This window comes from Rothia nasimurium, from assembly GCF_042660305.1.
Classification (GTDB): Bacteria; Actinomycetota; Actinomycetes; order Actinomycetales; family Micrococcaceae; genus Rothia; species Rothia nasimurium.
The window spans coordinates 1-12318 of sequence record NZ_JBHSTW010000011.1 but is presented as its reverse complement, the minus strand read 5'-3'; the positions used below and the strand labels follow the sequence as shown (position 1 = coordinate 12318).

At 51.7% G+C, this 12318-nt stretch carries 14 protein-coding genes; 7 read left to right on the top strand and 7 right to left on the bottom strand.

Going from position 1 to position 12318, the window contains the following annotated elements; all coding sequences use genetic code 11:
• Position 1: 1 nt before the first annotated feature.
• From ACFP6B_RS04735 to ACFP6B_RS04725, 3 genes are read left to right on the top strand one after another with little or no spacing between them, the layout of a single operon-like run.
• On the top strand, positions 2–172 hold the full coding sequence (locus tag ACFP6B_RS04735) for a hypothetical protein (RefSeq protein ID WP_167752239.1): 171 nt from the start codon (positions 2–4) through the stop codon (positions 170–172).
• 53 nt (positions 173–225) lie between these two features.
• On the top strand, positions 226–957 hold the full coding sequence (priA, locus tag ACFP6B_RS04730) for a bifunctional 1-(5-phosphoribosyl)-5-((5-phosphoribosylamino)methylideneamino)imidazole-4-carboxamide isomerase/phosphoribosylanthranilate isomerase PriA (protein WP_237186834.1): 732 nt from the start codon (positions 226–228) through the stop codon (positions 955–957).
• Positions 957–1877: an SseB family protein gene (locus ACFP6B_RS04725; protein WP_377127489.1), complete on the top strand. Its 921-nt coding sequence runs from the start codon at positions 957–959 to the stop codon at positions 1875–1877. The genes priA and ACFP6B_RS04725 overlap by 1 nt, the downstream gene beginning before the upstream one ends.
• Here the strand turns inward: ACFP6B_RS04725 and ACFP6B_RS04720 are convergent.
• Positions 1874–2293 carry a DUF1844 domain-containing protein gene (locus tag ACFP6B_RS04720; RefSeq protein ID WP_237205532.1) on the bottom strand — a complete coding sequence of 140 codons (420 nt, stop codon included), beginning with the start codon at positions 2291–2293 and terminating at the stop codon, positions 1874–1876. The two genes, ACFP6B_RS04725 and ACFP6B_RS04720, sit on opposite strands and share 4 nt — an antisense overlap.
• Before the next feature lie 367 nt (positions 2294–2660).
• On the opposite strand from ACFP6B_RS04720, the gene infC reads away from it, so the two are divergent.
• From infC to rplT, 3 genes are all read left to right on the top strand, one after another.
• Positions 2661–3311 (top strand): translation initiation factor IF-3, encoded by a 651-nt coding sequence (gene infC / locus ACFP6B_RS04715; protein ID WP_083093583.1) that lies wholly within the window; start codon positions 2661–2663, stop codon positions 3309–3311.
• Between the two features lie 203 nt (positions 3312–3514).
• Entirely contained in the window at positions 3515–3709 is a 195-nt protein-coding gene (gene rpmI / locus ACFP6B_RS04710; protein ID WP_135011425.1) for a 50S ribosomal protein L35, read from the top strand.
• Between the two features lie 114 nt (positions 3710–3823).
• Positions 3824–4207, top strand: a complete 384-nt coding sequence (gene rplT / locus ACFP6B_RS04705; RefSeq protein ID WP_135011424.1) for a 50S ribosomal protein L20 — start codon at positions 3824–3826, stop codon at positions 4205–4207.
• Between the two features lie 325 nt (positions 4208–4532).
• Here the strand turns inward: rplT and ACFP6B_RS04700 are convergent, their stop codons facing one another.
• The 4 genes from ACFP6B_RS04700 to ACFP6B_RS04685 form a co-directional block, all read right to left on the bottom strand.
• The gene (locus tag ACFP6B_RS04700; protein WP_377127482.1) at positions 4533–4790 is read right to left on the bottom strand and encodes a type II toxin-antitoxin system RelE family toxin; all 258 of its coding nucleotides are present in this window, start codon (positions 4788–4790) and stop codon (positions 4533–4535) included.
• A 9-nt stretch (positions 4791–4799) separates the two neighbouring features.
• Positions 4800–5045 (bottom strand): type II toxin-antitoxin system prevent-host-death family antitoxin, encoded by a 246-nt coding sequence (locus ACFP6B_RS04695; protein ID WP_377127479.1) that lies wholly within the window; start codon positions 5043–5045, stop codon positions 4800–4802.
• Positions 5046–5275: 230 nt separating this feature from the next.
• Positions 5276–5548, bottom strand: coding sequence for a type II toxin-antitoxin system RelB/DinJ family antitoxin (locus ACFP6B_RS04690; protein WP_377127476.1), 273 nt, complete (start codon positions 5546–5548; stop codon positions 5276–5278).
• Between the two features lie 244 nt (positions 5549–5792).
• A complete protein-coding gene (locus ACFP6B_RS04685; RefSeq protein ID WP_377127473.1) occupies positions 5793–6458 on the bottom strand; it encodes an NAD(P)H-dependent oxidoreductase in 666 nt (221 codons plus the stop codon).
• Between the two features lie 785 nt (positions 6459–7243).
• Here ACFP6B_RS04685 and ACFP6B_RS04680 point away from each other — a divergent pair.
• Positions 7244–7531, top strand: coding sequence for a hypothetical protein (locus tag ACFP6B_RS04680; protein ID WP_377127470.1), 288 nt, complete (start codon positions 7244–7246; stop codon positions 7529–7531).
• A gap of 626 nt (positions 7532–8157) precedes the next feature.
• On the opposite strand, the gene ACFP6B_RS04675 is transcribed toward ACFP6B_RS04680, so the two are convergent.
• Both ACFP6B_RS04675 and ACFP6B_RS04670 read right to left on the bottom strand, forming a co-directional pair.
• Positions 8158–10719 carry a DEAD/DEAH box helicase family protein gene (locus ACFP6B_RS04675; protein ID WP_377127467.1) on the bottom strand — a complete coding sequence of 854 codons (2562 nt, stop codon included), beginning with the start codon at positions 10717–10719 and terminating at the stop codon, positions 8158–8160.
• Complete coding sequence (locus ACFP6B_RS04670; protein ID WP_377127464.1) at positions 10716–12236, bottom strand: Eco57I restriction-modification methylase domain-containing protein; 1521 nt, start codon at positions 12234–12236, stop codon at positions 10716–10718. Before ACFP6B_RS04670 ends, ACFP6B_RS04675 begins: the two co-directional genes overlap by 4 nt.
• Positions 12237–12318 lie beyond the last annotated feature (82 nt).

Below are 12318 nucleotides of genomic sequence, written 5' to 3'. Positions count from 1 at the left end.
TATGTCAGCTACAACGTCCGGGCTGCTGCTCATGACCGTAGGCATGATGTTCATCGGCGGAGCCTACTCCTTCTACAAGCAAAAAATTACCTGGGTGGCCCAGCTTGTACTGCTGCTGGTGGGCCTAGCCTTTGCCGGGTACGGCCTGTACGTCGTGATGAACTACAGCTAGCTCGCTATCCCATAGACCTAGATTTTTACCGTCCTACTCCCAAGGAGAGAACAATGACTGATCGTCTCGAACTGCTGCCCGCGGTCGACGTAGCCAACGGCCAGGCCGTGCGCCTGGTACAGGGCGAAGCCGGATCGGAAACCAACTACGGTTCCCCCGTCGAAGCTGCCCTAGAGTGGCAGAACGCCGGTGCTGAGTGGCTGCACCTGGTCGACCTCGACGCTGCCTTTGGCCGCGGCGACAACATTGAGATTCTGACCGAGGTAGCTCAGGAACTTTCCATCAAGATTGAGATGTCGGGCGGCATCCGCGACGACGAATCTCTGGAACGGGCCCTGTCGCTCAACCCCGCCCGCATCAACCTGGGCACCGCTGCCCTCGAAAACCCCGAGTGGACCCGCAAGGTCATCGCCGAGCACGGCGATGTTATCGCAGTTGGGCTGGACGTCCGCGGGGACGTACTGGCCGCCCGCGGCTGGACCAAAGAAGGCGGCAACCTTTGGGAGGTTCTCGACCGCCTGAACGATGACGGCTGCGCCCGCTACGTCGTCACCGACGTCACCAAGGACGGCACCCTGCAGGGCCCCAACCTGGAACTTCTGCGCAAGGTCGCTGAGCGCACCGACAAGCCGGTGGTCGCCTCCGGCGGTATCGCAACTCTGGACGACATCGCAGCCCTGCGCACCATGGTGCCCCATGGAGTTGAGGGCGCTATCACCGGCAAAGCCCTCTACGCCGGTAAGTTTACCCTCGCCCAGGCACTCGACGTCGCAGGTCGCCCCTAGTGACAGACTTTTCAGAACGCGTGCACCGCGCCCACACCCACGGGCACGGCAACCCCGGAGACCCCAGCGCACCCCGCCGGGAACTCCCCGCACATATTGCTGCCCAGCTGGCGTCCGCCGGCCAAAAAACCGATACCGGCGGGCAGCCCTGGGAAGGACGCAACCTGGGGGAAGGCACCAGCCACACCCACAAGTTCCCCGGCGACGACGGCAGAACCGACCCCGCCCTGCAAAAAGTTCTCGATGCTTTTGCCGCGGGCGAAGTCGATGAAGTCGCCGTGGTCGATGCCCTGCGCTCCGTGCGTATCTTTGCCCCGGTCGTAGCCCAGCTATCTCAAGCAGAAATCACCGAGCACGGCCTGGTATCAGACAAAGAATCGGATATGGCGCTGGTGAGTATCCAGGCTCCGGACGGACGCCGCGCCCTCCCCGTATTCACTAATGTAGACGCCCTCACCGCCTGGCACGACCTAGCCCGCCCGGTTGCCGCAGACATGCGGAAAACCGCCCTATCAGCCGTTGAAGACGAGAACCAGCTGATTGTGGTAAACCCCGGCGCCGACCTTACCTTCGTCGTGCGCCGCCCCGCTTTCTGGGCAATCGCCAAGGGAGAAGAATGGATGCCCTCCTACCGCAACCCCCGGGTCGCCGAAGAGCTCAGCAACATTGCAGCGCCCCTGTCTGCTGTGGTTGCGGTTGAAGCAGGCCCCGGCACCGGTGTGTACTCGCAGACCGCGAGCGGACGCGTACTGGCAGGTGGTGGGCACGGGCCAGAGCTGAAAATCATGCTCAAACTCCGCCCCGGCCTCACCCAGGAACAGGTCAACCAGACCGTGCAGACCTTCCAGCAGGGGCTCGCCCTCAACCAGGTCATTGCCGAGCAGGCTGACTCAGTGCAGATCGCTTTGGCCTCAGCCTAGAAAACCGGCCCGGTGAACTTTTCGCCGGGCCCCTTGCCGGGGGCGTCCGGGTAGGGGGAAGCCTCACGGAAGGCCAGCTGGAGGGAACGCAGGCCGTCACGCAGGGGAGCGGCGTGCTGGGAACCAATCTCGGGCGCCGCAGCGGTAACGAAACCTGCCAGGGCGGTAATCAGCTTGCGGGCCTCATCAAGATCTTTGAGGTCTTCGGCGTTCTCTTCAGCAGCCAGGCCGCACTTGACGGCAGCGGCGCTCATCAGGTGAACAGCAGCGGTCGTAATGACCTCAACGGCGGGAACCTCAGCGATATCGCGCATCTGGGCGTTAACTTCTTCAACCTGCTCGGCAGTCAGACCATCGGGTAGCGCCTCGCCCTGCTCAGCGGAATCTTCAAAACGGTAGCTAGTTTCGTTGCTCATGGTTACTAGAATCTCACACCAACCCCACCGAGCGTGAATCGCCCGTCACACTCAACCCGACCACCGGCGTCCGCCCCAAGAAAAACAGCCAAAACCCTTGAAAAACCGCCCCTAACCCAGTAATGTTAAGAGCTGTTTGCAAGTGGAACTTAAGTTCCCACCCGCTGCCGCCAAATCTGGTGACCGGGTCAGCCCCAGGCTCCCGCAAGGGAAACCTTCGAAGGCTCATAGCGCCGACTACCGGCGCCCGCGCCTTCAGCCTGGGTAGGTAACCTAAGCCTCCGCTTGCTAGCCGCAACCGGGGGCTTTTTCGCTCCCACAGAAATTCACGGGGGACACCCCCACCACAAGCAACAGGAGCTTTGTCATTAGCGATCCACGCATCAACGACCGCATTCGCGTTCCGGAAGTTCGACTCGTCGGCCCCGGCGGTGAACAGGTCGGTATTGTCCGCGTAGAAGATGCACTGCGTCTTGCTCAGGAGTCTGACCTTGACCTGGTTGAGGTTGCCCCTAACGCTAAGCCGCCTGTGTGCAAGCTTATGGACTTCGGCAAGTACAAGTACGAAGCCGCAGTCAAGGCACGTGAATCTCGAAAGAAGCAGGTTAATGCTTCTTTGAAGGAAATCCGTTTCCGCCTCAAGATTGATACCCATGACTACGAAACCAAGGTCGGGCACGCACGTCGTTTCCTGGCTGGCGGTGACAAGGTCAAGGCTATGATTCAGTTCCGTGGTCGTGAACAGCAGCGCCCCGAGATGGGTGTGCGACTGCTTGAACGCATGGCGAACGACCTGACCGAGGTTGGCACCGTAGAGTCCAACCCTCGCGTTGACGGTCGCAACATGGTGATGGTTCTTGCCCCGCTGCGCGGCAAGCAGGAAGCCCGCCGTGAGAGCCAGAAGTCAGGTGGCCGCAAGGGTCGCGAACGCGTCAACACCACCGAGGCAACCCCTGTGACCAACTCCCTGGCAGATGCAATGCCCGAGGAGCTCAAGGCACAGGCGTCAGCCGAATAGGAGCTGTTTAGACAACCAGGCGCGGGCTCGTGTAGGGTTTCGTGCTTGGTCGTCGTTCGCTTACCGCCGTTTTTATTGAGAAATAAAGGCGATGGTGGGCGGGCAGAACACCCTTAAAACTTCCCCGCCCGCCGGGGTCGTTGAGTTTTTCAGTTCCTCACCCTGTAACCGGGGCGAGGGTAGAACGTAAGGAGAATCGGCTCATGCCGAAGCAGAAGACCCACTCTGGTGCTAAGAAGCGCTTCAAGCTCACCGGTACTGGCAAGGTTAAGCGCCAGCAGGCCAACCGCCGCCACTACCTGGAGCACAAGTCATCCCGTCTGACCCGTCGTCTGGCATCTGACCAGATCGTAACCGGCGGCCAGGCTAAGGTCATCAAGAAGATGCTGGGCAAGTAAGCTCCTTCTTTTTGAAGCTTCGCCCCCTGTGGGCGCACCAAAAGTAGATATTTTCTCTCCTGCACCAGCGCTAGATTTTTAGCTGGGTAGGACACAAGACGTTAGGAGACACACGTGGCACGTGTGAAGCGCGCGGTTAACGCGCACAAGAAGCGCCGAGTAATCCTTGATCGTGCATCAGGCTACCGTGGCCAGCGTTCACGCCTTTACCGTAAGGCTAAGGAACAGGTCACTCACTCACTGGTATACAGCTACGACCACCGTCGTAAGAAGAAGGGCGACTTCCGTCGTCTCTGGATCCAGCGTATCAACGCAGCTGCACGCGCTGAGGGCCTGACCTACAACCGTTTCATCCAGGGCCTGAAGGCTGCTGAGGTTGAGGTTGACCGTCGTATGCTGGCTGAGCTGGCTGTTAACGAGCCTGCTGCTTTCTCAGCTCTGGTTGAAATCGCTAAGAACAACCTGCCTGAGGACACTTCAGCTCCCAAGGCTGCCTAAGTCTTTTTAGGTTTGTCTTGCCCCACCTGATCGTTGGGGTGCGGACGCCGCCTCCCGCTTTCCTGCCACCTGGCAGGGCAGCGAGGGGCGGCGTCCTTTTTGTTATGGTCTTACTGGATCCGGGGTGCCGAGGCTGGGGCCGGGTGCGCAGTGAACGTCCACCAGACTCTCGTGGCGTCTACGCCTATGATGGGCGCAGCGAGAGTCTGGTGGACTGTCAGATTTTGAGCGGGGTCGTCCGCTGATAAGTAGAGGGCCCAGACTGCCTATGGCTGGGTTGTTAGAGTAGTTCCTTTTTCTTAACTGGAAAGGAAATACTGGTACCTTATCTGTAGATTTCTCGTCTATGCCCTACCTTGAGCGCCAAAATGACCAGTTCCCCGTGTTCTACTTCGTAGATAATTCTGTAATCTCCTGTGCGGATTCGGAGTTCACCAGCACCACCCTTGAGCTGAATTGCTCCCTGAGGGTAGGGTTTGCTCTGGAGGGCTTCTATCGCTGTGATTATTTGTCGGGCTATCTGTCGATCCAGTTTCTTGAGGGTTTTGGCTGCGGTAGGGGCATAGGTGATGGTGTAGGTCATGGACACCGGTTACAAGCCAAGTTCTTTAAGCAGATCCTCGTGACTGATTCTTTCATTCTCTGAGCGTGCTTTTGCGGCATCTGCGATATCGGCCTGGTCTTCGAGGGCTTGGATGGCGCGGTCAAAAAATTCAGGGGATACCACAACGGCCCGGCGTTTTGCCCCGCGTGAAGCGAGCTCTACGGGTGCTTTCTGTGCTGCCGCAATGTAATCGCTTTGATTGGCACGGAACTCTGAGAGGGTTGCTGTAGTCATGACCTAAAAGTACATCTTGTACAAGATGGTTTCAAGAGGGTAGCTATTTCTGTATGGAAAAGCTCACCCCGCTTTCGTCCGTGGGTGGACGGCGGTGGGGCGGGCTAGACACCGGAACTTGCCCTCGGCGAGAGCCTCAACAATATCCGTGAGTTTCTGGAGGTCTTTTCCACGCTTTTTAGCGGCTTTTAGACCCTTTTTGAAAGCATTGGTGGTGATGATCTCGTATCTCATAGGTCGTCAATGAGAGTTTTGAACTCCTCGATTGATGTAATTCGGGGAGTGTTTGGGTCCTGGGCGAGCCGACGTCCTTCTTCGATGGCAGCAATAGTCGTCGCGTTGGGGTAGGGGCGCCCAACGGTGAAAGGTATTCTTCCTTCGCGAAGGGCCTGCTTCATGAACATGTTGATTGCTGTAGACATGTTTAGACCTAGCTCGTTGAAGAGTTCCTCTGCCTGGCGTTTAGTCTCCTCGTCGGTTCTAACGCTAATAGTGGTGCTCATAGTCGCTCCTTTCTTGCATTTGTGCGACATAGTTCTACATTAGCAGGGATACATCAATGATTGAAGAGTCATCAGGTTCGAGGAAATAGGTGAGTAAAAAGCAAATACGAGATGATCGAGGCGCTTGGGCCATGGTGTGCTGGGGGCCTGCTTACGCAAAAGCCCACCCTGCTTCCGTCCTGGTGCGGACGGTGGCGGGGTGGGCTTTTTGCGCTACCTGAAGCTGCAGGTGGGGTGGGGTTTGCTACTTAACCCAGGTGATGACCTCTTCGGCGGGCTTGCGGGTCTGGGGCCAGGGCAGCTCTTCGGTGCGGTAACCAAGGGCCAGCATGGTGACGATGCCTTCGGTTTCGGGGTCGATGATGCCGTGGTCAGCTAGCAGGGCGTTGACCTTGTCGGCGTTGAAGCCTTCGATGGGGCAGGAGTCGACGCCGATGAGGGCGGCGGCGGTCATCATGTTGCCCAGGGCGATGTAGGTTTGCTTGGCTGACCAGTCGAAGAGGGCACGGTCGGTGGTGAGGCCCATGTCGTTGACCTGGAAGCTCTTGTAGGTTTCGAGGGCTTTGGCGTGGTCTTCGGGGGAGAGGTTACGGGAGGCGAGTGAGGCCTGCATATGAGGGCCGTCGTGCTGCATGTTGCGCTTGGCTAGGAGCAGGACGAAGTGGCTTGCGCCGCCGAGCTGGCGGGCAGCTCCCCAGCTGAAGGGTTTGAGGGCTTCGCGGATCTCTGGGTTTTGCAGGACGACGAAGCGCCAGCCCTGAGCGCCGACGGAGCTGGGGGAGAGGCGGGCGGTTTCGAGGATGTAGGTGATGTCGTCGTCGCTGATTTTCTTCTCGGGATCGAAGAACTTGATGGCGCGGCGGCGGTGGGCGGCGTCGAGGAGGAGCTGCTTGATGGCTTGGTTCTGCATGGGGTGTATCTTCCTTCGAGGGTGGGTAGTTTCTCCGTAACAACAAGCGAGGTGATGGATTTATTCCGTTGGCAGGAAGATGAGCTCAAGCTACCATACTCCTGATAATTACATCTATTTATCGAAACAGTGAGTCACTTATTCTCTTCCAGGTTGTTCTTGCCCAAATTTTATAGTTGTAGTCGGCTGATATCAAAGTATGCCCATATATTTTTTTGAAATAGCTAGGAGAAGACAATATCTTGATATTTGATTTAATTTTTACAGTCTCGATTCTTTTTCTGTACCAATGGTGATAATGGATAAAAATAAGGATTGCTAGAAATGCCAACGGTGCAGTTAAGAATGTGGGAACGGAAATCAGGAAGAGTAGGTTGGAGATTAGCGGAGTCTTTGTAAAGTAATTAATAATGAGAAAGATCGGAGAACTTGAAAAATAAATAGATATCCAGAAGTAAATTGGACTCGTATATATAATGAGAAGTATCGTACATGTAATGCCATATTGTCCAAAAGTAAAGCTATATTTAACTGAATCTCTGTATGCATCTAGCATGCTCGTAAAAAATGTTAGGAATAATAGAGTGGGCGCTAAATATACTATGAATATTACTGCAAACGCTACAGCTTGAAATAGTGGCGCTGGAATTAAATTGCTTGAAGTGGATATTCCGATAACTACAAGTATGTAGTAAAAATAATATAAAATTGAGACAGTTTTACTTAATGTGTCATGTATGTGGCTTCGAATAATCCGGAAGGTGTAATTGGTATAAAAAGGGAGGATGACGACAAAAAGTGTAAGAATAATTCCAGCGCTGGTGTTCAAATCTGTAATGTTTGAAAAAGGGTCAAGCAATAAATTAGTTACGTCAAATCGCACAAATGAAATTAAGGACATTACTAGAAAAAGAATGATTAACTGCGGTAAGGCTAATTTAATAGTTAGATGGTATCGATTTTTTAGAAAATCTCGTGGCGGACTAACTTTGTATATTTTAAGAATCTCGATTAGGCAGGCAATGGAGGCAAAAATAACTGCCAGTAAAGATGTGCTGGTTAAAGTCTGCTGAAGTAATTGATCGATTTCTCTAAGTTCGTTGTTCGGGTTTGATATCCAGTTAAAAAAGGAAGCGGCAAAAGCTAATAGTGCAGATGTTGTAACAAATTTACTTATTTTGTCTATGAGTACAGGGAAATATAGACTGAATAGTAGTCCTACTCCGGATAGCTGTGTCCTTGTAATCCAAAGCAGTATAGTGAAATCTATATAGGTTGTAAATAAAATCCATTTCAAACCCCTTGGGGTGGAGGGGATCTTGGTGAAAAATCTTGATTTCTCTAGATTTGAAAGTTTAACTTTTACAGCGGAATCTCTTAAATTATTGATATCGTTAAAAATTTTTTCATCTGATTTTAAGCCAGTTAATTTAGTGATAATTTCTGCGATAATTGTAGGGGGGGGAATCTCTTAAAATTATTATCGTCGGTGTGGCGGATAGTATACTATTTATTTCGTTTATTTGAAGGCTGCTTCCTGCAAATTTTTGAGCGTATATTTTTCGCACTTTGTGTCTGATGATAAAAATTTCTCTTTTTGATATGCTGATTGAAGGCCCCAGGTAGGTGAAAAGGTAAATTAAAAATGTGATTGGCGTGGAGAATAGTAGTAGGTAAAATAGTGTGTACAATTTTTATCTCAATTTTTTTCAATTTTAATTACTGTATTAAATAGTCCTACTTGGTGAAGGTCTTTGTGGCTGCGAAGTCCTGTATATGAAAGGGAGGCGTCTTCATAGCGGCGGAACGCAAAAACTGCCTGGTTCATATGCACCGAATTGAAAACCCGCAAGCTAACCAGCAACTCGAAGTCAGCAACGCTCAGGCCCGTAACTGTCTTAAACAAGTCCGGTTCTATCCTCGAAATGACATCCTGCAGGGTGTTCTCGCGGAAATCGGTGAGATACATGAAAGCAGGAATGCGAGTTGCAAACTTGATGAGCTTTTCTTGAATCTTCCTTCGCTTATCTTTATATTCTTTCTCTTCCGCAGACAGCTTCTTCTTCTCGCGTGCAGACAAGGAAGCACCTTTAGACTTCTTCGTCTCAGAAACCTTGTCACTCTTATTAACTACAGTTTCAATGACATCAGTTCCCAAGGCACGGAAGCCCTCAATCTGCATGATAGCTTCCATAGCAGCCTCACTATTCATGACCCTACGAAGTGTCGCATTATCAACATTTACCAAGACAGCTGACTCCCATTTACGGGCCAAAAGCGTGGCAGAGGTACCAGCCATAGCAATATCAAGAATGCTCCCAGCATCTATCTGAGTCATTTTCGCACCGTCGTAGGCAAGCACGGGCAAAAATTTAACCAACTCAGCCACCGAATTCTCAGGATTCGACTCGGACGGATTCAGCTTTTGGCCATACTCAGCTATCTGACGCAAAGCCCGTGTCGGAGCAAAATCAAACACAAAAGCTACAGGCTTCAAGGTATCTTCTCTGCTGGGATCATCACCATCAGGATTCCTAATCGACCACGGCGATTGAACCCGGAAAGCAGCCTGAAAATATGTTTCAGGGCTCGACAAATTCCTCAACATTAAAATCGAAGACCATTGCTTGACCGTCACACCCGTGGTGAGCTTCCCACACGATAGCGTAATCGTCTTAGAGCTATAACCATCACCAATAGCGTTACGAACGGGCGGTAAAGCCTCAACACCTACCCCAGCTTCGGCACCAGCTACAACCAAAACCTGATAATCATGCCAGTAGGTATTGTGCCTGGCCTTTAGAAGTCTAGCCATAGCATGACAAGCTGAAACATTAGGCAGGAACCAGAATGAGTGCTGTAGATACGGTAGGAGTCTAACGTCGGCGTAGGGGAAAGGCGGACGCGAACCTGAACGGAGAGCGTCTAGCTGAGTTGGTGCATGTTCACCACGAATCAGGTCTAACCATTTCTGCACATCTGATTCATGCACGAACCTGGCCTCAGCCCCAGTTCCTGTGGCTTCAAAGAAACTGTTGAGGTCGAACTCGTCAAACTCGCCTTGACTTGCAATCGATAGAATATCGTCAGGCATTTGATAGGTCATCAGGCGCATTTCAGGTAGAGAACCGTAGGGGTTCAACTCGCCGGGGTGCTCCTGTTCCCAATCAGTTTTTGCCTGCTGCTCATCTGTGTAGGTCCAGTTAAAGATTTGCTCTTCGATGAACTCACCACTGGTTAGAGCTTTAAAAGGTGTACCTGAGAGGTAAAGGTAGGCCCTGGTAGTGATAGGTAGGAAGTCCTCTTCGGAATTGTCGAGTTCATCTAATTCTTCGTCAAAAGTCCTAAGCGAGTCGTGAAATTCAGCCTTAAATTCTGCCTGACGTTCCTTGGCTTCTTCGCCTTCGAAAAGTTCCTTTGCTTTATCACGCCAGGCACCGAAATGGTACTCGTCAAAAATAACAAGGTCCCAGTTAATGGTGTGGAGCCACTCATTTTTAGCTTTGATGAGCCCTGTTACTCTGTCCCGGCCCATTAGGTCTTGGAAAGACCCAAAATATACGAGTGGCCGTGAGGGGTCGTATTCTTCCTGGGCGGCTTTTCTCGACGCGTTGAGGTATTGCCATCCCTCAAAATCAATGTGAGATTCAAGGTCCTCTTGCCAGGCTGACTGTACTGCTGGTTTGAAGGTAACAACCAGAACGCGCTGTGCATTCATTTTTTGGGCCAGCTTATAAGCGGTAAAGGTTTTACCGAAACGCATTTTGGCGTTCCACAGGAATCGGGGCGTAACATCGGGTTCTTCGTGCCAGAGTGAAAAATAGTAATCGTAGGTAAAATCTACGGCACGTTGTTGTTCGGGGCGGAGCCCAAAAGTTTGGTGGCGCTTACCTGAAAAGACCTGGCCTAAACGGATTTCCTCAATGGCTGTTAATACATCGGCAACTGTGCAGCGAACCCACTCACGCGACGACCCAATAGCGGGGTTATCGAACCCTTTAGCCTTGAGATGGTTAATGACATCTCTATCCTTGAAAAGACTGCCATCCTGACGCTCTGCTAGGACATCTATGTGGAGGGTGTATTCCTGCTGCATTTGCCCTTGAGACTGCCGAATACGGTCATTGACATCGGCCTGGGTGGTCTGGCCAATCTTGATGAGACCCTCATAACCAGCAGGAGGGGTATTCGGCTTCCAAGCGTAGACCTTGAGACGGGCTGAGGGCTTTTCAGGGAGGAGCGCTTCAATCTTTTGACTCACAGCAGCTCTTCCTCCATGGGACGAACAACAGACTGGATATAGGAGATTTCTTCATCCGTTAGTCCATATTTGATATATAGGTCTTCATCTGTCCAGATACGGTCCCAGGCCTGTAATGGAACGAAGCCATATACGTTCTTTGAAGCATGTTGAGCTACTTTGCGTAATGAAACAAGAAAGCGTGCAAACTGGGTTCTTAGATATGAAGCTAAGCTTTTTGCTTCATCTTCTGATTCAAAGTGACCAGCAACTAGATAAGTCTCGGTGCATGCAGAATCAGGTCCTGCAATAATAGGGCGAGAAAGGAACATCGTTTCGACGGCAGCACTAGTCCCTTGCACACCTGTCATCAAGACCTTCCACTGGTCAATCCAGTCTTGATTAGATGGAATCTCATTTCTTTCTATCCAGCTAATACGTTGGGAACCAAAAAGAGTGATAGGGGATTCCATTCCCTTTGAATTTGCGTTTCCATGAACGTAAGTTCGTAGACCGAAAGGCTTTTGACTAGAAACCATTTTGTCCATGGTTTCTTCTTCAACGGCCTGTACCTTTTCGAGAATAGAAACCGCCTGATTAGATCTCACCAAGACATCAAACTGGTCAAGGTACCGCTCGACAGGCTCACCTGTGGGCTTACCGTCCCAAATAGTCTGAACGCTACACTTACCGTCATGATTCTTATCCCAGAGGAAGTAGGAAACACCTCCACGAATCTTAACCCCGGGGAAGGCCTCATAGAGTTTGGGGTAGTCTACGAGTGCTTTCATACGGTGGTCAGATAGCATTTTTTGCCGGTACTCATCTAAGCCCTTACCGCCAGCAAACCACCGGGACGGGGTAATAAAGACCGCATACTTTGGGTCGAGCTCTAAAGCCTTCTCAACAAAGTGCTGGTAGATAGGAGAAGCAGAGGCCCCATGCCCACCATCTGAGAGCTGGTAAGGCGGGTTGCCAATCACGATGTCAAACTGCATATCTTCTCCAAAAATCTTTCTTATCAGTGTTCGAGGTTCGTTAGTGTGTATAAAAGCGTAGGCATGGGATTCAAAGTCGTCACCTCGGCTATATTCCGCTTCGTTAGCCCCACAGAAAGAACAGCGTCTATTGACGTAGGTGTACTTCTTTGTCTTAGCGTTTTTGCGACTGATTAGCTTCTTCTTCCCACCAGTCCAAGTGTGCTCTATCCGCTCAAACCAGATATTGCCGTCATCAGTCTCAAAAGCAGTGCAAATTGAATGTTTTTTCGAGGCCCACTTGGAACAATAAACACTACGCCGGGCTATTAGAGCCGTTATCTCAGTAATCGCTATCCCGTAGACCTGGCGGGTCAAAATATGATTGACCCTTTCTTGAACATCGGGAATTTTGTCTTCGAGCCCTTTTACCAGGCGTGAAGTAATTTCACGCAAGAAGACCCCTGACTTCGTGAAAGGGTCCAAAAATTTCACGTCAGGATTAGACCAAATATCCTCACCATAACGCTCCTCCCAGGAGCGAGCCACCTGGTCGAGCATAGAGGCTTATTCAAAAGTAGACACGCACCCCACACCCACCAACTAGACAACGGCCCCACCCGCGGCAAAAATATGAGCGTTA